Origin of the sequence: Pseudomonas sp. GCEP-101, assembly GCF_025133575.1 — a bacterium.
In the GTDB taxonomy this organism is placed as follows: domain Bacteria; phylum Pseudomonadota; class Gammaproteobacteria; order Pseudomonadales; family Pseudomonadaceae; genus Pseudomonas; species Pseudomonas nitroreducens_B.
Genome location: NZ_CP104011.1, coordinates 1459799 through 1478812 on the forward strand (window position 1 = coordinate 1459799; position 19014 = coordinate 1478812).

The 19014-nt window shown below is 66.2% G+C and carries 19 protein-coding genes; 11 read left to right on the forward strand and 8 right to left on the reverse strand.

All coding sequences use genetic code 11. The annotated features are described in order from the left end of the window. Positions 1 to 480 (reverse strand): RNA pyrophosphohydrolase, encoded by a 480-nt coding sequence (locus N0B71_RS06590; RefSeq protein ID WP_017520843.1) that lies wholly within the window; start codon positions 478 to 480, stop codon positions 1 to 3. Positions 481 to 627: 147 nt separating this feature from the next. Here N0B71_RS06590 and N0B71_RS06595 point away from each other — a divergent pair, with 147 nt between their 5' ends. Next, the gene (locus N0B71_RS06595; RefSeq protein ID WP_259757956.1) at positions 628 to 1284 is read left to right on the forward strand and encodes an HAD family hydrolase; all 657 of its coding nucleotides are present in this window, start codon (positions 628 to 630) and stop codon (positions 1282 to 1284) included. Between the two features lie 7 nt (positions 1285 to 1291). On the opposite strand, the gene N0B71_RS06600 is transcribed toward N0B71_RS06595, so the two are convergent. From N0B71_RS06600 to ilvA, 3 genes are all read right to left on the reverse strand, one after another. Further along, entirely contained in the window at positions 1292 to 1777 is a 486-nt protein-coding gene (locus tag N0B71_RS06600) for a DUF2269 family protein (protein WP_259757957.1), read from the reverse strand. A 10-nt stretch (positions 1778 to 1787) separates the two neighbouring features. Further along, a complete protein-coding gene (locus tag N0B71_RS06605; RefSeq protein WP_259757958.1) occupies positions 1788 to 2255 on the reverse strand; it encodes a DUF2269 domain-containing protein in 468 nt (155 codons plus the stop codon). A 68-nt stretch (positions 2256 to 2323) separates the two neighbouring features. After that, positions 2324 to 3838, reverse strand: a complete 1515-nt coding sequence (gene ilvA / locus N0B71_RS06610; RefSeq protein WP_259757959.1) for a threonine ammonia-lyase, biosynthetic — start codon at positions 3836 to 3838, stop codon at positions 2324 to 2326. A gap of 202 nt (positions 3839 to 4040) precedes the next feature. Between ilvA and rpiA the strand changes: the two genes are divergently transcribed. The 3 genes from rpiA to N0B71_RS06625 all read left to right on the forward strand — a co-directional run bounded on the left by rpiA (position 4041) and on the right by N0B71_RS06625 (position 7294). Further along, positions 4041 to 4712 carry a ribose-5-phosphate isomerase RpiA gene (rpiA, locus tag N0B71_RS06615; protein WP_259757961.1) on the forward strand — a complete coding sequence of 224 codons (672 nt, stop codon included), beginning with the start codon at positions 4041 to 4043 and terminating at the stop codon, positions 4710 to 4712. Positions 4713 to 4804: 92 nt separating this feature from the next. Next, entirely contained in the window at positions 4805 to 5137 is a 333-nt protein-coding gene (locus N0B71_RS06620) for a YegP family protein (protein ID WP_259757962.1), read from the forward strand. A gap of 213 nt (positions 5138 to 5350) precedes the next feature. Continuing rightward, positions 5351 to 7294 carry an autotransporter outer membrane beta-barrel domain-containing protein gene (locus N0B71_RS06625; RefSeq protein WP_259757963.1) on the forward strand — a complete coding sequence of 648 codons (1944 nt, stop codon included), beginning with the start codon at positions 5351 to 5353 and terminating at the stop codon, positions 7292 to 7294. 21 nt (positions 7295 to 7315) lie between these two features. Here the strand turns inward: N0B71_RS06625 and N0B71_RS06630 are convergent, their stop codons facing one another. Next, positions 7316 to 8239, reverse strand: coding sequence for an SdiA-regulated domain-containing protein (locus N0B71_RS06630; protein ID WP_259757964.1), 924 nt, complete (start codon positions 8237 to 8239; stop codon positions 7316 to 7318). Between the two features lie 149 nt (positions 8240 to 8388). Between N0B71_RS06630 and N0B71_RS06635 the strand changes: the two genes are divergently transcribed. The 7 genes from N0B71_RS06635 (at position 8389) to N0B71_RS06665 (ending at position 16507) form a co-directional block, all read left to right on the forward strand. Continuing rightward, positions 8389 to 9405, forward strand: a complete 1017-nt coding sequence (locus N0B71_RS06635; protein WP_259757965.1) for an AraC family transcriptional regulator — start codon at positions 8389 to 8391, stop codon at positions 9403 to 9405. Between the two features lie 399 nt (positions 9406 to 9804). Continuing rightward, on the forward strand, positions 9805 to 10854 hold the full coding sequence (locus tag N0B71_RS06640; RefSeq protein ID WP_259757966.1) for an ABC transporter ATP-binding protein: 1050 nt from the start codon (positions 9805 to 9807) through the stop codon (positions 10852 to 10854). Continuing rightward, positions 10851 to 11765, forward strand: coding sequence for an ABC transporter permease (locus N0B71_RS06645; RefSeq protein WP_259757967.1), 915 nt, complete (start codon positions 10851 to 10853; stop codon positions 11763 to 11765). Before N0B71_RS06640 ends, N0B71_RS06645 begins: the two co-directional genes overlap by 4 nt. After that, positions 11762 to 12550, forward strand: coding sequence for an ABC transporter permease (locus N0B71_RS06650; RefSeq protein ID WP_259757968.1), 789 nt, complete (start codon positions 11762 to 11764; stop codon positions 12548 to 12550). Before N0B71_RS06645 ends, N0B71_RS06650 begins: the two co-directional genes overlap by 4 nt. Positions 12551 to 12593: 43 nt before the next feature. Then, entirely contained in the window at positions 12594 to 13643 is a 1050-nt protein-coding gene (locus tag N0B71_RS06655) for an ABC transporter substrate-binding protein (RefSeq protein WP_259757970.1), read from the forward strand. A gap of 389 nt (positions 13644 to 14032) precedes the next feature. Then, positions 14033 to 15421, forward strand: a complete 1389-nt coding sequence (locus N0B71_RS06660; protein ID WP_259757971.1) for an APC family permease — start codon at positions 14033 to 14035, stop codon at positions 15419 to 15421. 54 nt (positions 15422 to 15475) lie between these two features. Continuing rightward, entirely contained in the window at positions 15476 to 16507 is a 1032-nt protein-coding gene (locus tag N0B71_RS06665; protein ID WP_259757972.1) for a histone deacetylase family protein, read from the forward strand. Between the two features lie 239 nt (positions 16508 to 16746). Here the strand turns inward: N0B71_RS06665 and N0B71_RS06670 are convergent, their stop codons facing one another. The 3 genes from N0B71_RS06670 to N0B71_RS06680 form a co-directional block, all read right to left on the reverse strand. After that, entirely contained in the window at positions 16747 to 17124 is a 378-nt protein-coding gene (locus tag N0B71_RS06670) for a NirD/YgiW/YdeI family stress tolerance protein (protein ID WP_259757973.1), read from the reverse strand. A gap of 118 nt (positions 17125 to 17242) precedes the next feature. Beyond that, positions 17243 to 18157 (reverse strand): SdiA-regulated domain-containing protein, encoded by a 915-nt coding sequence (locus N0B71_RS06675; RefSeq protein WP_259757974.1) that lies wholly within the window; start codon positions 18155 to 18157, stop codon positions 17243 to 17245. A gap of 85 nt (positions 18158 to 18242) precedes the next feature. After that, positions 18243 to 18908 (reverse strand): fumarylacetoacetate hydrolase family protein, encoded by a 666-nt coding sequence (locus N0B71_RS06680; protein ID WP_259757975.1) that lies wholly within the window; start codon positions 18906 to 18908, stop codon positions 18243 to 18245. Between the last annotated feature and the right edge of the window lie 106 nt (positions 18909 to 19014).

Here is a 19014-nt window from a genome sequence, read left to right on the forward strand (position 1 = left end):
CTAGTCGCGCGCCAGCAGGCGCGGTGCCAATTCCTTCAGGGCCCGGCGGTAGACCTCGCGCTTGAAGGTCACGACCTGGCCCAGGGGGTACCAGTAGCTCACCCATTTCCAGCCGTCGAATTCGGGTTTGCCGGTGACATCCATGCGCACCCGGCTTTCCTCGCCGGTCAGGCGCAGCAGGAACCACTTCTGTTTCTGCCCGATGCACAGCGGCTGGCTGTTGGTGCGCACCAGACGTTGCGGCAGGCGATAACGCAGCCAGCCCCGGGTACAGGCCAGGATCTTGACGTCCTGCTCTTCCAGGCCGACTTCTTCGTTCAGTTCGCGGTACAGCGCTTCCTCAGGGGTTTCGCGGGCGTTGATGCCGCCCTGGGGAAATTGCCAGGCTTCCTGGTTGATGCGCCGTGCCCACAGAACCTGTCCGACATCGTTGCAAAGGATGATGCCGACATTGGGGCGAAAACCATCGGGATCGATCACGGCGGTACATCCTCGAAATCGCGTGTGCCCGCATTGTTCCACAAAGCTTGTGACAGCGGCAACGCGGGCTGCGGCGTCCTGTGCTGGGTGGGCAAAAGCCGTTACTCTAGGCGACTTTTCCGTATTGGCAACTGGCGGTAATTCATCGTGCGACTGGCTCTCTTCGATCTCGACAACACCCTCCTGGCCGGCGACAGCGACCACAGCTGGGGCGAATGGCTGTGCCAACGCGGCCTGGTCGATGCCGGCGAGTACCAGGCGCGCAACGATGCCTTCTATGCCGACTACCTGGCCGGCACCCTCGACGTGTTCGCCTACCAGGCCTTCACCCAGGCGATCCTGGGTCGCAACAGCCTGGAACAGCTGGCCACCTGGCACCGCCAGTTCATGACCGACGTGATCGAGCCGATCGTGCTGGCCAAGGGCGAAGCCCTGCTGGCCGAGCACCGCGCCGCCGGCGACAAGCTGGTGATCATCACCGCCACCAACCGCTTCGTCACCGGCCCGATCGCCGAGCGCCTGGGCGTGGAGACGCTGATCGCCACCGAATGCGAGATGGACAACGGCCTGTACACCGGCCGCACCTTCGACGTGCCCTGCTTCCAGGGCGGCAAGGTGACCCGCCTCAACCGCTGGCTCGAGGAGACCGGCCTTGCGCTGGACGACGCCTACTTCTACAGCGACTCGCGCAACGACCTGCCGCTGCTGGAGCTGGTGGCCAACCCGGTGGCGGTGGACCCCGACGACACCCTGCGCGCCGTCGCCCTTGAGCGCGGCTGGCCGGTGATCAGCCTGCGCGACTGAGCGCCCGTCAAGCTCCGCCCAGGGCGCCGAAGCCCTTGTTGACCATCAGGTAGAAGATCGCCAGGAAGGCCAGGAACGCCGGCCAGCCCAGGGCGAACCACCAGCGCATATAGAGAAAGGCCCTAGGCGGCAATGCCGCCCCCTGCTGGTGCGCCGCCTCGGCCATGTCGCGCACGCGGATCTGCAGCCACACCACGGGCAGCCAGCAGGCGCCGGCGAAGACAAACAGCGCCAGGCTCCACAGCAGCCAGCCCGAGTCCAGCGGCCAGCCGGCCATATGCGCCATGGCGATGCCGCTCAGCGGCTGGACCACCGCCGTGGTGGCGATGAAGAGCCAGTCGGCAGTCACCAGGTGGCGGAAGGTGATGCGGATGGCGTCCAGGTTACCGCTGCGCCAGGCGCGCCAGCTGTAGTAGGCCGAGCCCAGCCCGGTGCCGAACAGCAGCGTGGACGAGAGAATGTGCAGGGTCTTGAGCAGCAGGTAGAGATTCACGCGGCGGGCATCACACCGGCTTGCCGATCATCAGCACCAGGATGGCGATCACGCACAGCAACGCGAGCACGAAGAAGGCCAGGCCGAACTTCCACTGCCGCGCCGCGCCGGCGGAGATCGGTTCGCCGCTGCTCTGCGCCACCAGCGCGAGGTCGCGGATACGCCACAGGCGCGTGGTGAACAGCAGCCAGAAGATCGTCGCGACGATCAGCAGGCAGGCGCTGCCCAGCAGCCAGGTCTGGCCCAGCGGCCAGCCGACGGTCTGCACCATGCGGTAGCCGGTGACCGGCAGGCTGACGACGCTGCCCGCCACCAGCACCCAGCCGATCAGGCCGATGCGCTGCAACGCCTTGGCGATCACCCCGGCGTCGCCTCCGCGCCAACTGCGCCAGCCGTACCAGGCCAGGCCGATGATGGCCAGGAACGGCAGCACGGCGGCGATGCCGTGGAGAATGCGCAAGGTCTGCAGGCTTTCCATTTCAATTCCCTGTGAAGAAGGCGGCGTTCCGACAAGCCTAGCAGCAGTCGCGCCGCCCCTGCCTGGCCTCAGCCGAGGAACAGGCGATAGGCCGGGTTGTCCGTCTCGTCCCAGTAGGGGTAGCCGATCTCGTCCAGCGCGGCCGCCACCAGGTGGCGCTCGTCTTCGGGCACCTGCAGGCCAGCGACCACGCGGCCGTCGGCGGCGCCGTGGTTGCGGTAGTGGAACAGGGTGATGTTCCAGCGCCCGCCCAGGCGGTTGAGGAAGTTGAACAGCGCGCCGGGGCGCTCGGGGAACTCGAAGCGGAACACCTGCTCGCCGGACACCCGCGGCGAATGGCCGCCGACCATGTGGCGGATGTGCAGCTTGGCCAGCTCGTTGTCGGTCAGGTCCAGCACCGGGAAGCCCTGCCCCTGCAGTTGTTCCACCAGCGCGGCGCGCGGGTCGTTCTCCGGGTGGGTCTGCACGCCGACGAAGATGTGCGCTTCGCTGTCGGTGTTGTAGCGGTAGTTGAACTCGGTGATCTGGCGCTTGCCGATGGCCTCGCAGAAGGCCTTGAAGCTGCCGGGGCGCTCGGGGATGGTCACCGCGATGATCGCTTCGCGCTTCTCGCCCAGTTCGGCGCGCTCGGCCACGTGGCGCAGGCGGTCGAAATTGATGTTGGCGCCCGAGTCGATGGCCACCAGGGTCTCGCCCTTCACGCCTTCGCGCTCGACGTAACGCTTGATCCCGGCCACCGCCAGCGCGCCGGCCGGTTCGGTGATGGAGCGGGTGTCGTCGTAGATGTCCTTGATCGCCGCGCAGATCTCGTCGGTGCTGACGGTGATCACTTCGTCGACATGCTCCTTGCACAGCTCGAAGTTGTGCTGGCCGATCTGCGCCACGGCGACGCCGTCGGCGAACAGCCCGACTTGGCCGAGCACGACGCGCTCGCCGGCGGCCATGGCGGCCTGCAGGCAGTTGGAGTCATCCGGCTCGACGCCGATGACCTTGATCTCCGGGCGCAGGTACTTGACGTAGGCGGCGATGCCGGCGATCAGGCCGCCGCCGCCGACCGGCACGAAGATCGCGTCGATGCGGCCCGGGTTCTGACGGAGGATTTCCATCGCCACGGTGCCCTGGCCGGCGATCACGTCCGGATCGTCGTAGGGGTGGATGTAGACGTAGCCCTTCTCTTCCACCAGCTTGAGCGAGTGCGCCAGCGCCTCGGGGAAGGCATCGCCGTGCAGCACGGCCTTGCCGCCGCGGGCGCGCACGCCCTGTACCTTCAGCTCCGGCGTGGTGCGCGGCATCACGATGGTCGCCTTGATGCCCAGCTCGCGGGCGGCCAGCGCCACGCCCTGGGCATGGTTGCCGGCCGAGGCGGTGACCACGCCACGGGCGAGTTCTTCCGGGCTCAGCTGCGCCAGCTTGTTGTAGGCGCCGCGAATCTTGAAGGAGAACACCGGCTGCAGGTCTTCGCGCTTGAGCAGAATCTGGTTGCCCAGGCGCTCGGAGAGCTGGCGGGCGGGCTGCAGGGGCGTTTCCACGGCAACGTCGTAGACACGCGAGGTGAGGATCTTCTTGACGTAGTGTTCGAGCATCGGAAGGGCTATATCGGCGGCTTTTCGAGGAACCGCGAGTCTACTCCAGCCGGCGCGGCGCGGGCCACCGAACAATCCGCGCGCAGATGACCGTAACAGTTGCCCGGCGGCGCAACACCGGCGCGCCTTCGGCCGCTATAATCCGCCCTCTCGACCATTCCCCGGCGCTTTCGCGCCCAGCCAGGTAAGAAGACTCTTCGCCATGAATCAGGATCAGCTCAAGCAGGCTGTGGCCCAGGCCGCCGTCGACCACATCCTTCCGCACCTCGACAGCAAGAGCATCGTCGGCGTGGGCACCGGCAGCACCGCCAACTTCTTCATCGACCTGCTGGCCAAGCACAAGGCCGAGTTCGACGGCGCGGTGGCCAGCTCCGAAGCCACCGCCCAGCGCCTGAAGGGCCACGGCATCCCGGTCTACGACCTGAACACCGTCAGCGAACTGGAGTTCTACGTGGACGGCACCGACGAGACCAACGAGCGCCTGGAGCTGATCAAGGGCGGCGGCGCCGCGCTGACCCGCGAGAAGATCGTCGCCGCGGTGGCCAAGCAGTTCATCTGCATCGCCGACGCCAGCAAGCTGGTGCCGATCCTGGGCGGCTTCCCGCTGCCGGTGGAAGTCATCCCCATGGCCCGCAGCCACGTGGCGCGCCAGCTGGTGAAACTGGGCGGCGACCCGGTGTACCGCGAGGGCGTGCTGACCGACAACGGCAACATCATCCTCGACGTGCACAACCTGCGCATCGACAGCCCGGTGCAGCTCGAAGAAGCGATCAACAACATCGTCGGCGTGGTCACCAACGGTCTGTTCGCCGCGCGCCCGGCCGACCTGTTGCTGCTGGGCACCGCCGAGGGCGTGAAGACCCTCAAGGCCTGACCCGCCTGGCGCCATCCGCCGGATGGCGCCTTCCAGAGCGCCTGCTGCCGTCTACGCTGGGATAACCCCATCCTCCTCCAGGGAGACGCAGCATGGCCGCCAAGTACCACCTGAAGAAGGCCAGCGATGGCCAGTTCCTCTTCAACCTGCACGCCAGCAACGGCGAGATCGTCCTCACCAGCGAGCTGTACAGGGCCAAGCCCTCGGCCATCGGCGGCATCGAGTCGGTGCGCAGCAACTCCCAGCGCGAAGGCGCCTTCGAACTCAAGGTCGCCAGCAACGGCAAGCACTACTTCGTGCTCAAGGCCAGCAACGGCCAGGTCGTCGGGCAGAGCCAGATGTACGCCAGCAAGGCCACCGCCGATGCCGGCGTGGCGGCGGTCAAACGCTACGCGGCGGAGGCGCCGATCAGCGACGACACCTGATCGCGCACCGATTCGGTGAAGCCCGCCCCGCGCACGCCCTCCACGGCCGGCCAGCTCGCCGGCCGTGTATCACCCTTGTTACAGTGGCGCGACAAGCTCGGTCACTGAAGCGTCAAATTCCGCCCATCTCCGGCGAACCGGTCCACATCCTGCTTTCCTCCGGCGCACGCATCGAAGACCGATGCGATTCCAATCGACACAGAGGAAAGTGCCGTGTTCAAACCCTTAGCCGTTGCGGTCAGCCTGGGCTGCGCTGCGCTGGCCACCGACGCCAACGCCTACGAATACGGGGACTACGCCGGGGACACCCTGGACACCCTGATCAACGACTACCCCGGCCGTTACCGCGGCACCGCCAGCTTCGCCGGGGCCACCGCGCTGATGCAGTCGCGCCTGGGCTTCGGCTACCAGACGCAGGTCCAGGACTTCACCTGGGCCGGCAATCGCAGTTCGCAGAACGTCATCGCCAGCGCTCCGGGCAGCAGCGGCCAGTACGTGGTGCTCGGCGCGCACTACGACACCTACTACGGCCGGCCTACCCTGCAGGGCCTGGACGACAACGGTTCGGGCGCCGCCGTGCTGACCGAGATCGCCCGCAACCTGGGCGGCATCGCCCTGGAGAACGGCCTGGAAGTGGTCGGCTTCGGCGCCGAGGAGGAAGGCCTGCGTGGCTCGCGCGCCTATGTCGCCTCGCTCAGCGACGAACAGCGCAGCAACCTGCTGGGCATGATCAACCTCGACAGCCTGATCACCGGCGACAGGATGTACGCCCACGCCGGCTTCAACAGCGTCGACAATCCCGCGCTGGGCGCCTACCGCGACCAGCTCCTGCGCATCGCCCAGGAACTGAAGATCCCGCTGTTCACCAACCCCGGGCTGAACGAGGAATACCCCGCCGGCACCGGTTGCTGCAGCGACGGCGAAAGCTTCGAGGGGCTCAATGTCCCGGTGCTGTTCATCGAGGCCACCAACTGGGAACTGGGTGACCTGGATGGCTACGTGCAAACCGACAACCCGGCCATCCCCGGCGGCGCCACCTGGCATAACCCGACGCTGGACAACGAGCAGGTGCTCACCGGCGCCTTCGGCCAGGAGCGCATCGACCAGCGCCTGCGCGACTTCTCGCGCCTGCTCACGCGCCTGGTGCTGGAGCTGACCAATGCCGACCTGCTCGCCTCTACCGCCTCCGGCGGCGCGATGGCACGGCAGATGGAAGACCAGCTGCAACGCCAGCATCTGGCCCTGACGCGCCTGCACGATCGCCGCTGGCTGACCCTGCTGGGCAGCTCGCGCCCGGTCGGCAGCTTCGACGGCGCGGTGGGCGTGGAAGGCGAAACCACCCCCGAAAGCGGCTTCGACATGCCCGGCGACCCGCGCTCGCACCGCGCCGGCGTCAACCTGCTGGGCGATTACCGCGCCAGCGAGGCGCTGACCCTGGGCGGCAGCCTGAGCTTCCAGCGCAGCCGCGACAACCTGCACCACAGCGCGCGCCTGGAAGCGGAAACCTGGCAACTGGGCCTCTACGGCCTGCTCAACGACGGCGGCCCGGCCTGGCTGGGCGGCGAGCTGAGCGCCGGCTACGCCGATTTCGACAGCAAGCGCTCGGTGTACCTGAAGGCGAAGAACGGCCCGGTGCTGCTCGACCAGCGCATCGACGGCGACACCCACGCCTGGTTCTGGGGCGCGCGGGTGGATGGCGGCTATGACCTGGACATCGGCGGCCTGAAGACCGGACCGCAAGGCGGGCTGGACTACGTCCACTACAAGATCGACGACTTCGACGAAGACGACGACCTGCGCACCGCCCTGGGCTACGAGAAGCAGGACTACGACTCGGTCGAAGCCAGCCTCGGCTGGGGCCTGCGCGGCGAGCTGCCGCTGGGCAACCGCATGGCCGTGCAACCCTACGCCAGCGCGCGCTGGGTGAAGGAGCTGGCCGACGGGCGCCTGGACGACATCGCCCTGACCGCCCTGGGCGACGGCCGCACCCGCGTCGCCGAACTGGGCGATGTGGACAAGGATTTCGGTCGCGCCCAGGTCGGCGCCCTGCTGGCGGTCACCGAGCAGTTGGGCGTGTTCGCCGAGGCCAACGCGCGCTTCGCCCACAGCGAAGGCAGCCAGGCGTCCTATTCCCTCGGCGTGCAATGGCAGTTCTGATCGCCAGGCAGCGAGGTGCCCTCAGGGTGCCTCGCGCTTCTTGAACACGTAGAAGAGGTTGGGCTCGCTGACCAGGTACAGCGTGCCCTCGTCGTCCATGGCGATCCCCTCGGCCTGCGGCACGCTGCGCCGCAGGCCGTGCATGCCGCGCAGCAGCGACAACGAGCTGATCGGCTCGCCATCGGCGCTCAACTCCAGCACCAGCCAGGACTCGTCGGACAGCGCCAGCAGGTGCCCGCTGCGCTCGTCGTATTGCAGGCTGGAAAGGTCGCGGACGAACAGGTTGCGGTTGTGTCGGAGGTCTTCCACCACGTGCACCGCGACGGGCTGCTGCGACTGCTCATAGGGGAAGCCGCGGACCTCGTAGATATGCACCGGGTTGCGCTCCTTGGCGACGAACAGGCGCTTGCCCTGCGAGTCGTAGGCCAACCCCTCGAAGCCGCTGTTGCCGCCGCGCCCCAGGGCCAGGGCGAGCTGTTGTGCGTCGTCGGCGCGCAGTTCCGTCGTATCGTCGTGCAGCTCGACGCGAAGCAGGCGCTGGTGGGTTTCGTCGGTGATCACGTAGACGTTGCGGCTGATGTATTCGATGGCCTCGGTATCGCCGAAGCCGTGCAGCGCGATCCGGCGCAGCACCTTGCCTTCCAGCGACAGCTCGACCAGCTCGTTGCGCTTGTTGGTGACGGTGAACAGGGTCTGCCGGTCCGGATCGAAGGTCAGCGCCGAGACGTTCTCCTCCAGCCCCTGGATCGGCTGCGCCTCCAGCACCACGCGATAATCGGGCAGCCAGAGGGACTGCTCCTGCCACTGCGCCGCATGCCGCCACTCGTTGAACTTGAACCACACGCGCTCATAGACCCGGAAGCTCTGGCCCACGGCGAGCAAGGCGGCCAGGGCGAGCAGCGCCAGCAGCAAGAACAGACGGCGGGGTTTGAGCAGACGGCGCATGCGGGACTCGCAGTGGGGTGGCGTGGCAGATTGACAGCAGCGCCTGAAGCCAAACTTAATGGCCGCCGGGGCCTGCGTGGCAGGCTAGAGTCAGGTTAGTGCAAGTCTGTGCTGAGTTTCTTTTGCAAGCGACTGCAAGAGGCGTATCGATGGCCCAGCATCTACTCCCCGAACAACGCCAACAGGCGACCCTCCACACCGTGGTGCTGGCGACCGAGGTGCTGCACCATGCCGGCGTCCCCCGGCCGAAGCTGCTGGAGGGCAGCGGCATTGGCGAGGCGGACCTGCTGACCCCGGAAAAGCTGATCACCCATGCGCAGGAACTGCGGGTCTTCGCCAATGCCCTGAACTGCCACCACGACCCCGCGCTGGGGCTGTACCTCGGCCTGCGCATGCATGTCTCGGCTTACGGCATCCTCGGCTACAGCATGCTCGCCAGCCGCACCCTGCGCGACGCGCTGCAACTGGCGCTGTCCTTCCCCGAGCTGCTCGGCACCTATTTCCGCCTGGCGCTGACGCCGCAGGGCGACGAGGTGCACCTGACCGCCGACGGTTACCGCTACGCGCCGGAATTGACGGTATTCAACACCGAGCTGTGCCTGACCTCGCTGCTGACGGTGATCCGCGACCTGCTCGGCGAGTCGGTGCGGCCGCGCCGGCTGCTCCTGGCCTATCGCCCGCCGCTGCATGCCGAGACCTATACCGAGCGCCTGGGCTGCCCGGTGGATTTCGGCACGCCCACCAGCGCCCTGTGCTTCAGCCCGACGCTGCTGGACCGCCCGCTGCCGCTGGCCGACCCGGTCAGTTGCCACAACGGCGTGCAGCAATGCCTGCGCATGAGCGCCATGCTCAGCAGCCGCGGCGACGTCATCGACCAGCTGCGCCAGCACCTGGCCAGCCACCTGCAGGACACCGCCAGCCTGGACACCGTGGCGCGCCACCTGCACCGCTCCACCCGGACCCTGCGGCGTCACCTGCAGCAGCAGAACACCAGTTATCAACAGGTGCTCGACGAAGTGCGTTTCGACCGCGCGCGGCAGTTGCTCAAGGACACCGACCTGCCGATCTACCTGATCGCCGAGCAGCTGGGGTACAGCGAGACGGCCAGCTTCCGGCACGCGTTCCAGCGCTGGAGCGGGGCGAGTCCGAGCTTATATCGGGGGTGATGGTGCTCGATCATCCCCCTCACCCCAGCCCTCTCCCGGGTGAGAGGGGGCTATCCGTGCCATCTGAAGATTCGCGCCCATCCAACCGCAGCGTACAGATGCCGTATCCGGCTGACTCCGTTATCCAGCACCACACCGAACAGTCCCCTCTCCCTCCGGGAGAGGGTTAGGGTGAGGGCACGCCACCGCGCCGAGACCTCCCGAAACGACACGCCGCTGGCGCCCGAAATCCAGCGTTCAAGGCGGCTTTTTCAACTTGGCCTGATTTATCCCTTATTGGCCTGATCTATCGTTCTGCGCATCCGGCGCCTTGGTCATTATCAATCCGCAGCTAGGTGAAACGGTCCTAGAAATCGTAAAACCTCAACAATAACAACTGCTTAACTGCACGGTACGAGCATGACCAGCGCGATCACCATCGAGCGGATATGCATGGAGTTCGGTACACCCGGGCAAGGCCTCAAGGCCTTGGACGACGTGTCACTGGAAATCCGCGCCAACGAATTCTTCACCCTCCTCGGCCCGTCGGGCTGCGGCAAGACCACCTTGCTGCGACTGATCGCCGGCTTCGAACAACCCTCCTCCGGCAGCATCCGCCTCTACGGCGATGCGATGGAAGGCCTTCCGCCCTTCAAGCGCCCGGTCAACACCGTCTTCCAGAGCTACGCCCTGTTCCCCCACATGACCGTGGCCGAGAACATCGCCTTCGGCCTGGAAATGCAGGGCAAGCAACGCAGCGACATCGACGCCACGGTGCAGAAGATGCTCGACCTGGTGCGCCTGCCCGATGTCGGCAAGCGCCGCGCCGACCAGCTCTCCGGCGGCCAGCAACAGCGCATCGCCCTGGCCCGCGCCCTGGCCAGCCGGCCCAAGGTACTGCTGCTGGACGAATCGCTGTCCGCGCTGGACCTGAAGCTGCGCAAGGAAATGCAGATCGAGCTCAAGCGCCTGCAGCACGAGACCGGCATCACCTTCATCTTCGTCACCCACGACCAGGAAGAAGCGCTGACCATGTCCGACCGCATCGCCGTGATGAGCCGCGGCAAGGTCATGCAGATCGGCACGCCCACCGAGATCTACGAGGCGCCGGTCAACCGCCTGGTGGCCGACTTCATCGGCGAAACCAACTTCCTCGAAGGCGAATCCAGCGGCGACAGCGTGCGCCTGGCCGACGGCCAGATGCTGCCGGCCGCCACCACCCTGCCCGGCAAGGTGACCCTGGCGATCCGCCCCGAACGTACCGAACTCGCCCAGGACGGCCAGCTCGAAGGCGTGGTCGAGAACATCGTCTACGTCGGCACCGATACCGTGTACCACCTCAACGTCGCCGGTCAGGGCGGCTTCCGGGTCCGTCAGCAGAACCGCGACGGCGCCCTTTCCACCCACGCGCCCGGCGCGCGGGTGCGGGTCCGCGTTCCCGCCACCGCCATCCGGGTGCTGGCCGAATGAGTACACTGCGCGCACAAGCGGAACGAAAGTCGCTGTTCAACCGCCTGGCCCTGACCAGCCCGGCGATGATCATGCTGGTGGTGTTCCTCGTCCTGCCCCTGGGCATCATGTTCGCCGTGTCGATCCAGGCGCCGGGCGACTATGGCGGCGTGAAATGGGGCCAGCACACCGTCGAGGCCTACCTCAACTTCCTCTGGGAGCGCGATCTGGACGACAGCCTGTCGTTCAACGCCGATTACCTGGGCATCTTCCAGCGCTCGTTCTGGCTGTCGATCCTGACCACCCTGGGCTGCGTGCTGATCGGCTTCCCCACCGCGCTGTACCTGGCGCTGCAGGACGAACGCCGGCGCAACCTGCTGCTGTTCCTGGTCACGGTGCCGTTCTGGACCAACCTGCTGGTGCGGGTCTACGCCTGGATGCTGCTGCTGCGCAACGGCGGGCTGATCGACGAGGGTCTGCACGGGCTGGGCTTCTCCGATGCCTCCCTGGGCATCCTCTACACCGACAATGCGGTGATCATCGGCCTGCTCTACACCTACCTGCCGTTCATGGTCCTGCCCATCTACACCAGCCTCGAGAAGATGGACTGGCGCCTGGTGGAGGCGGCCTTCGACCTGGGCGCCAACCGCTGGAAGGCGCTCAGGCGGATCATCATCCCGCTGGCCATGCCCGGCATCGTCGCCGGCTGCATCCTGGTGTTCATCCCTTCGCTGGGCAGCTACATCATTCCCGAGCTGCTGGGGGGCGGTAAGTCGCTGATGATCGGCAACCTGATCCAGCTGCAGTTCGGCACGGCGCACAACTGGCCGTTCGGCGCGGCGCTGTCCTTCGCCCTGCTGGCCTTCGTGCTGCTGGCGATGATGATCTACAGCATGCGGTTCAAGCAGGGCGCGTCGGGAGGTCATCCATGAAGTCGGCCAACCCGCTGTGGAAATTCACCGGGGTCCGGCCCGCCGCCTGGCTGTTCTTCGCCTTCCTCTACATCCCGATCTTCGTGCTGGTGGTACTGAGCTTCAACAGTGGCCAGTCGGCGACGCTGTGGGAAAGCTTCAGCCTGAAGTGGTACGCCGTGGTGGCGGACGACCCGGAGATCCTCCGCGCGGCGAAAAACTCGCTGATCGTCGCGACCCTGGCCACCGTGGTCGCCACCACCCTGGCGACGCTCGCCGCGCTGGGCATGCGCGGGCGCTCGTTCCGCGGGCAGACGCTGATGAGCGGCGTGCTGGGCCTGCCGTTGCTGGTGCCGGAGATCGTCACCGCCGTGGCGACCCTGATGTTCTTCGCCTTCATCGGCCTGAAGCTGTCGCTGTTCACCATCCTGCTGGCGCACATCGTGTTCTGCATTCCCTTCGCCTACCTGCCGATCCGCGCCCGTCTCGAGGGCATGGACCCGCGGCTGGCCGAAGCGGCGGCGGATCTGTATGCCTCGCCATGGAAGACCTTCTGGAAGGTGACCTTCCCGCTGCTGACGCCGGGGATCGTGTCCGGGGCGATGCTGGCGTTCATCATCTCGATGGACGACTTCGTCATCACCTACTTCGTCGCCGGCGCCGGGGCCACCACCCTGCCGGTGTACATATTCAGCTCCATCCGCATGGGGATTTCCCCGAAGATCAACGCCATATCTTCAATAATACTGTTGATTTCCATCGCGTTCGTTGCGTTGTCGTACTACGTCGGCCAGCGTCGCCGCTGACCTCCTGCCGCCAATCAAAACAACATTGCAAGGAGCTTCACCGATGAAATTCCGCCGTACCCCCATCGCCCGCACGCTCGTCGCCGCCAGCCTGCTGCTGGCCGGCAGCGCCCATGCCGAAGGCACCCTGCACTTCGCCAACTGGTCCGACTACTTCCCGCCGGAACTGCTGAAGAAGTTCGAGAAGGACACCGGCATCCACGCCACCCTGGATTCCTACGACAGCAACGAAACCCTGCTGGCCAAGCTCAAGGCCGGCGGCGGCGCCTACGACGTGGTGGTGCCGTCGGACAGCTTCATCGAGATCTTCGTCAAGGAAGGCCTGCTGCAGAAGCTCGACAAGTCGCAGCTGCCGAACCTGGCCAACCTCAAGGACAAGTTCAAGACCCTGACCTACGACCCGGGCCACGACTACTCCGTGCCCTACCTGTGGGGCACCACCGGCTACAGCTACGACAGCGCCAAAGTGCCTGGCGGCAAGCTGGATGAAAGCTGGAAGCCGTTCTTCGAGCCGCCGGCCGAGCTCAAGGGCAAGGTGGTGGCGCTCAACTCCATCGAGGAGCTGTACGCGCCGGCGTCCTACTATCTGGGGGTCGACGAGTGCACCGAGGACCCGAAAGAGGCGGCGAAGATCCAGGACCTGCTGCTCAAGCAGAAGCCCATGCTCGCCATGTACAACAGCGACGGCACCATCGAGCGCATGGCCGCCGGTGAAGTCTCCATGCACCAGCAATGGAACGGCGCCTTCCACCGCGCCCACGCCCAGCGCGCCAGCCTGGTCTACGTCTATCCCAAGGAAGGCGTGCGCCTGTTCATCGACAACCTGACCATTCCCAAGGACGCCACCAACATCAAGGAGGCCCATGCCTTCCTGAACTGGATGATGCAGCCGGAGAACATCGCCCTGGCCTCGAACTTCGCCAAATACAACAACGCGATCGAAGGCTCGGACAAGTTCATGGACAAGGAGCTGTTCGACGATCCGGCGATCAACACCCCGGCGGACAAGCTCGATCGCCTGAAGCCCTTCAAGCTGTGCTCGCCCAAGGCGCTGCAACTGCGCTCCAAGGTCTGGACCAAGCTGAAGAAATGACCTGAAGGTCGCCCGGCGCGGCGGTGCGCGCCGGGCGCTCCTGACAGCCAATTTGGCCATTTCGATCCCTTTTTGACCCTTTGCAGGGTTCTGCCCGGCACCCTGCGTTGCTAGAGTCGGGCGGCTCGCGCAGGGAGCGGCTGGAAAGGCGGCCAGCCCTTGCACCATCGACGATGGCGCAGGGAAATCCCGAGGGAACGCGAGCGCGTTATCCACAAGAACAAATGCCCCGAGAACGCCCATGACCAGCTTTTGCGTCACCCTGCAGCACACACCCTCATTCCTCGCGCGTCGTCAGCGCTGCGGCTGAGCCGTAACCCGACGACTTCAGGACGGCCACCGAACGCCGCCCGCCCGCACCAGACCATAAAAATCGCGAGGACTCTTCCATGGCCAGCCAACACAGCGCCAGCACTGCACACACTCCACAACAGGGCACCGCGACCAGCGCCGACGCCCGCCTGAAACGCGTCCTGGGCCTGCCCGCCCTGGTCTTCTTCGGCCTGGTCTACATGGTCCCACTGACCATGTTCACCACCTACGGCGTGGTCACCGAGATGACCGGCGGCCGCACCGCCACCGCCTACCTGATCACCCTGCTGGCGATGCTGTTCACCGCAGCCTCCTACAGCTTCATGGTGCGCAAGTACCCGATTTCCGGCTCCGCATACTCCTATACCAGCCTGAGCTTCGGCCCGGTGGTCGGCTTCCTCTCCGGCTGGTCGCTGCTGCTCGACTACCTGTTCCTGCCGATGATCAACTACCTGCTCATCGGCCTGTTCATGAACATCGCCTTCCCGGAAATCCCGGCCTGGATGTTCGTGGTCGCCTCCATCGCCCTGGTCACCGTGCTCAACGTGGTCGGCATCAGCCAGGTCGCCGGCATGAGCAACGTCATCGTCGGCGCGCAGCTGGTGTTCATCGTGGTGTTCGTGGTCATGTCGATCAAGACACTGGCCGGCGGCGCCGCGATCGACTTCAGCCTGCCCTTCGTCGGTGACGGCAGCCAACCCGGCTTCGCCCCGCTGATGGCCGGCGCCGCGGTGCTGTGCCTGTCGTTCCTGGGCTTCGACGCCGTCTCGACCATGGCCGAGGAAACCCGCGACGCCCGCCGCGACATCCCCCGCGCGATCATCATCACCACCGTCATCGCCGGCCTGATGTTCACCCTGCTGGCAATCATCAGCCAGCTGGTGTTCCCCGGCAGCGTGTTCCAGAACGCCGACTCGGCGGCCAACGAAGTGATGCTCAAGGCCGGCGGCCAGTTCCTCGGCAACTTCTTCACCTCCGCCTACATCGCCGGCTGCATCGGCTCGGCGCTGGCGTCCCAGGCCTCGGTGTCGCGCATCATCTTCACCATGGGCCGCGACGGCATCCTGCCGCGCAGCCTGTTCGGTACCCTGCACGCGCGCTTCCAGACCCCGGTGGTGGCGATCCTGGTGGTGTCTGCCGTCTCGCTGCTGGCGATCGTGCTAGACCTGACCACCCTCGCCTCGATGATCAGCTTCGGCGCGCTGGTGGCCTTCTCCGTGGTCAACCTGGCGGTGATCCGCACCTACCTGGGCGTCGAGCGCCGCCGCGGGGCGAAGAACGTCCTGCTCTACGGCGCGATCCCGTTCATCGGCCTGTGCCTGACCCTGTGGCTGTGGACCAGCCTGTCGCAGCTGACCCTGGTGGTCGGCCTGAGCTGGTTCGCGGTCGGCTTCGCTTACCTGGCGGTGCATACCGGCGGTTTCCGTCGCAAGGCACCGAGTGTGAATTTCGAGGAAAACGCCTGACGGCCCAGCTACTAGAACCCAACGGGCGCCCGGAGGCGCCCTCAGGAGCGCGTGATGTTGACGATCTATACCGACGACCATCGCTTGCACCACGGTCAGCACGAGCTGATCGGCGGCCAGTTCACCCCCTGCTTCGAAAAGCCCAGCCGCGCCGACATGGTGCTGGATCGGGCCAAGGCGGTGAAACTGGGCGACATCCAGGCCCCGCGCGACTTCGGCCTGGAACCCATCCTGAGGGTGCACAGCGAAGGCTTCGTGCGGTTCTTGCAGCACGCCTGGCGTGACTGGCTGGCCACCGGCCGGACCCACGACATGCTGCCGATCTGCTGGCCGACCCGCCGCCTGCGGCAGAAGGAGCCGGACAGCATCGACGGCCGGCTGGGCTACTACAGCCTGGACGCCGGCGCGCCGATCACCGCCGGCACCTGGCAGGCGGTGCTGAGCTCCGTGAACGTGGCGATGACCGGCCAGGCCGAACTGGCCAAGGGCGCGCGCTCGGTGTTCTCCCTGTGCCGCCCGCCGGGCCACCATGCCTCGGCGGATTTCATGGGCGGCTACTGCTTCTTCAACAACGCGGCCATCGCCGCCCAGTCGATCCTCGACCAGGGCGCCAACCGCGTGGCCATCCTCGACGTCGACTACCACCACGGCAACGGCACCCAGGACATCTTCTACGACCGCGCCGACGTGCTGTTCACCTCGATCCACGGAGACCCGCGCTTCGAGTACCCCTACTTCCTCGGCTACGCCGACGAGAAGGGCCAGGGCGTGGGCGAAGGCTTCAACTTCAACTACCCGCTGGCCTCGGGCAGCGACTGGTCGGTGTGGAGCCTGGCACTGCAGGCGGCGATCCGGCAGATCTCGGCGTACCGCCCGGACGTGCTGATCGTCTCCCTGGGCGTGGACACCTACAAGGAAGACCCCATCTCCCAGTTCAAGCTGGACAGCCCGGACTACCTGCGCATGGGCGAAGCCATCGGCAAGCTCGGCCTGCCGACGCTGTTCGTGATGGAGGGCGGCTACGCGGTGGAGGAGATCGGCATCAACGCGATCAACGTGCTGCAGGGGTTTGAGAGTATTGGGTGATCGCTGGCCAATCTTCGGCGCAACCTGAGGCACCCTCTCCCCAGCCCTCTCCCTGAAGGGAGAGGGAGTCGTTCGGCGTTGCCGGGACACGCAGAGTTGCGCCTGATGCCATTCGGTCCCCTCTCCCTTCAGGGAGAGGGTTAGGGAGAGGGAACCACCACATCTTCCAGCGAATCCTCACGCATCAATGAAAAAAGCCGCACCGGGATTCCCGGCGCGGCTTTTTCGTGAGTGCGGAATTACTGGAGGATTTCCACGCGATCCACATCGATGTCAGTCGCTTTCATCTTGTGATGATCCACCTCGCCGGTCAGGCGCACCTTGGTGCTCTCGGAGACCGACGCACCCGCCGGCCAATCGTCGTTGTCGATCTCGACCTGGATGCTCCCAGTGGCGTCCTTGAACTCGTAGTGCTCGCCGCCGATACGCTTGGTGATCACCCCTTCGAGCACCACCGGGGTGTCGTCGGCGGCGGACTGCGCCTGCTTGACCGTGGTGACCTGCGCGGCGGCGGCAGCGGGCTTGGCGTCGCTGCCAGGGCCAGTGTAGCCGGCGGCCAGGGTGAAGGTGGAGAACAGGCCAGCGGCAGCGATCAGGGGGAGATGAGTCAGTTTCATGGAAGTGCCTCCTGCGGCGTTTTCGATGGGTTCAGCCTATGGCCGGCGGCTGAAATCAGCCTGAATCCGGACTTAACCCAACCTTAAAGCCATCCGACACGTATTCCCCCGCCCTGGATCAATCCGTTTTGGCCGCCTCGCGCTTGAACACGTAGAACAGGTCCGGCTCGCTGACCATGTAGATGGTGCCGTGCTCGTCGATGGCCACGCCTTCGGCGCGCGGAATCTTCTCGTGGAGGCCGTTCAGCCCGCCCAGCAGGCTGATGAAGCTGACCGGCTCGCCCTTCTCATCCAGCTCCAGCAGCAGGTGCGACTCCGCCGACAACACCAGCGTGTGGCCGGTGCGCGGATCGATGCTCAAGGCCGAGACGTTGGTCATCAGCAGGTCGCTGGCGATCGGCTGCAACGCCCCGCTCAGGCTGGCGCTGCCGTCGCTGGCCAGGCTGAACAGCGCCAGCGGATCGCGCTCCTGACCCAGCACCAGGCGATGCTGGCGCGGGTCCCAGGCGATGCCCTCGATACCCTTGTTCTTCTTGCCGCGGGGGCCGAGATCGAAGCTGGCGAGCTTCTCGGTGCTCAGCTCGCGGGTCTGCGGGTCGACATGGAAGATGGTCAGCGAGTTCTTGCGCTCGTCGGTCACGGCGACATTGCCGTTTTCCAGCACCGCCACGCCCTCGGGGTTGGACATGCCCAGCAGCGGGATCACCCGCAGCACGTCGCCGGTCAGCGACAGTTCGGCCAGCAGCGGCTTCTTGCCGGTGACGGTGAACAGGGTGCGCGTCACCGGGTTGTACGCCAGGTCGGAGGTCTCCTGCCCCTCGAGCCCGCCGGTGAGCGGCTTGGCCTGGATCACCGCGCGGTAGCCGGGCAGCCAGACGCTTTCGGAGCGGGCCTGGGCGCTGGTGTCCCGCTCACGCAGCCACAGGCGCGCGCGGTCATCCCAATGGAAGCGCGAGGTCAGGTAGCCGAGCACCACGAGGATGAGCAGCAGGGCCGGCAGCAGCCAGCGAGGGCGAAGGATGGACATGGTCATGACGACTCTTGTGGGTCAGCACGGCAAGGTGTCGCGCCATACACGAAGGCCGCACAAATGGCGGCCTTCGGTGGGACAACTCGGGTCAAAGCACGCGGCTTTCGAATCGGCTGGCGCCAGGAAGTTCCAGCACCAGCTCACTGCCGCGCGTGAGCGGGCCGACGCCGACCGGGGTGCCGGTGGACACCACATCGCCCGGCTGCAGCGAGAAGTGCCCGCAGATGTGCTGGATCAGCGGCACGATGGGGTTGAGCATGTCGCGGCTGTTGCCGTCCTGGCGGACTTCGCCGTCGATCACCAGGCGGATGCCGATGTCGGTCGGGTCCGGGAAGTGGTCGGCACTGACGAAGGGCGCCAGCACGAAGGCGCCGTCGAAGGACTTGGCCAGCTCCCAGGGCAGGCCCTTTTCCTTCAGCTTGGCCTGCACGTCGCGCAGGGTCAGGTCCAGCGCCGGGGCATAGCCGGAGATGGCGTCCAGCACTTCCTCGGTGCTCGGCTTGCGCGACAGCGGCTTGCCGATCAGCACGGCGATCTCCGCCTCGTAGTGCACCGAGCCGCGATCCTCCGGAATGGCGAAGCCGCCGGCGTGGGAGACGGTGCAGGAGCCGGGTTTGATGAACAGCAGCGGCTCGGTCGGTACCGGGTTGTTCAGCTCCTTGGCGTGCTCCGCGTAGTTGCGGCCGACGCAGACCACCTTGCCCAGGGTGAAATGGATCGGGGTGCCATCGACATACTGGTGCTGGTAACTCATGACCGACTCCTGACTGCGCATGGAAGAGATGATCCGCGCGGGGCTCGTGATCCCGCGCGGTTGCCCGCATTCCTGCCGGCGCACACGCCACTTCCCGTGGCGCTGA

Coding starts and splice junctions, on each gene's coding strand:
- N0B71_RS06605 (WP_259757958.1), bottom strand. CDS start 2,255: ATGGAAAGCCTGCAGACCTTGCGCATTCTCCACGGCATCGCCGCCGTG.
- ilvA (WP_259757959.1), bottom strand. CDS start 3,838: ATGCTCGAACACTACGTCAAGAAGATCCTCACCTCGCGTGTCTACGAC.
- rpiA (WP_259757961.1), top strand. CDS start 4,041: ATGAATCAGGATCAGCTCAAGCAGGCTGTGGCCCAGGCCGCCGTCGAC.
- N0B71_RS06620 (WP_259757962.1), top strand. CDS start 4,805: ATGGCCGCCAAGTACCACCTGAAGAAGGCCAGCGATGGCCAGTTCCTC.
- N0B71_RS06630 (WP_259757964.1), bottom strand. CDS start 8,239: ATGCGCCGTCTGCTCAAACCCCGCCGTCTGTTCTTGCTGCTGGCGCTG.
- N0B71_RS06635 (WP_259757965.1), top strand. CDS start 8,389: ATGGCCCAGCATCTACTCCCCGAACAACGCCAACAGGCGACCCTCCAC.
- N0B71_RS06640 (WP_259757966.1), top strand. CDS start 9,805: ATGACCAGCGCGATCACCATCGAGCGGATATGCATGGAGTTCGGTACA.
- N0B71_RS06645 (WP_259757967.1), top strand. CDS start 10,851: ATGAGTACACTGCGCGCACAAGCGGAACGAAAGTCGCTGTTCAACCGC.
- N0B71_RS06650 (WP_259757968.1), top strand. CDS start 11,762: ATGAAGTCGGCCAACCCGCTGTGGAAATTCACCGGGGTCCGGCCCGCC.
- N0B71_RS06655 (WP_259757970.1), top strand. CDS start 12,594: ATGAAATTCCGCCGTACCCCCATCGCCCGCACGCTCGTCGCCGCCAGC.
- N0B71_RS06660 (WP_259757971.1), top strand. CDS start 14,033: ATGGCCAGCCAACACAGCGCCAGCACTGCACACACTCCACAACAGGGC.
- N0B71_RS06665 (WP_259757972.1), top strand. CDS start 15,476: ATGTTGACGATCTATACCGACGACCATCGCTTGCACCACGGTCAGCAC.
- N0B71_RS06670 (WP_259757973.1), bottom strand. CDS start 17,124: ATGAAACTGACTCATCTCCCCCTGATCGCTGCCGCTGGCCTGTTCTCC.
- N0B71_RS06675 (WP_259757974.1), bottom strand. CDS start 18,157: ATGACCATGTCCATCCTTCGCCCTCGCTGGCTGCTGCCGGCCCTGCTG.
- N0B71_RS06680 (WP_259757975.1), bottom strand. CDS start 18,908: ATGAGTTACCAGCACCAGTATGTCGATGGCACCCCGATCCATTTCACC.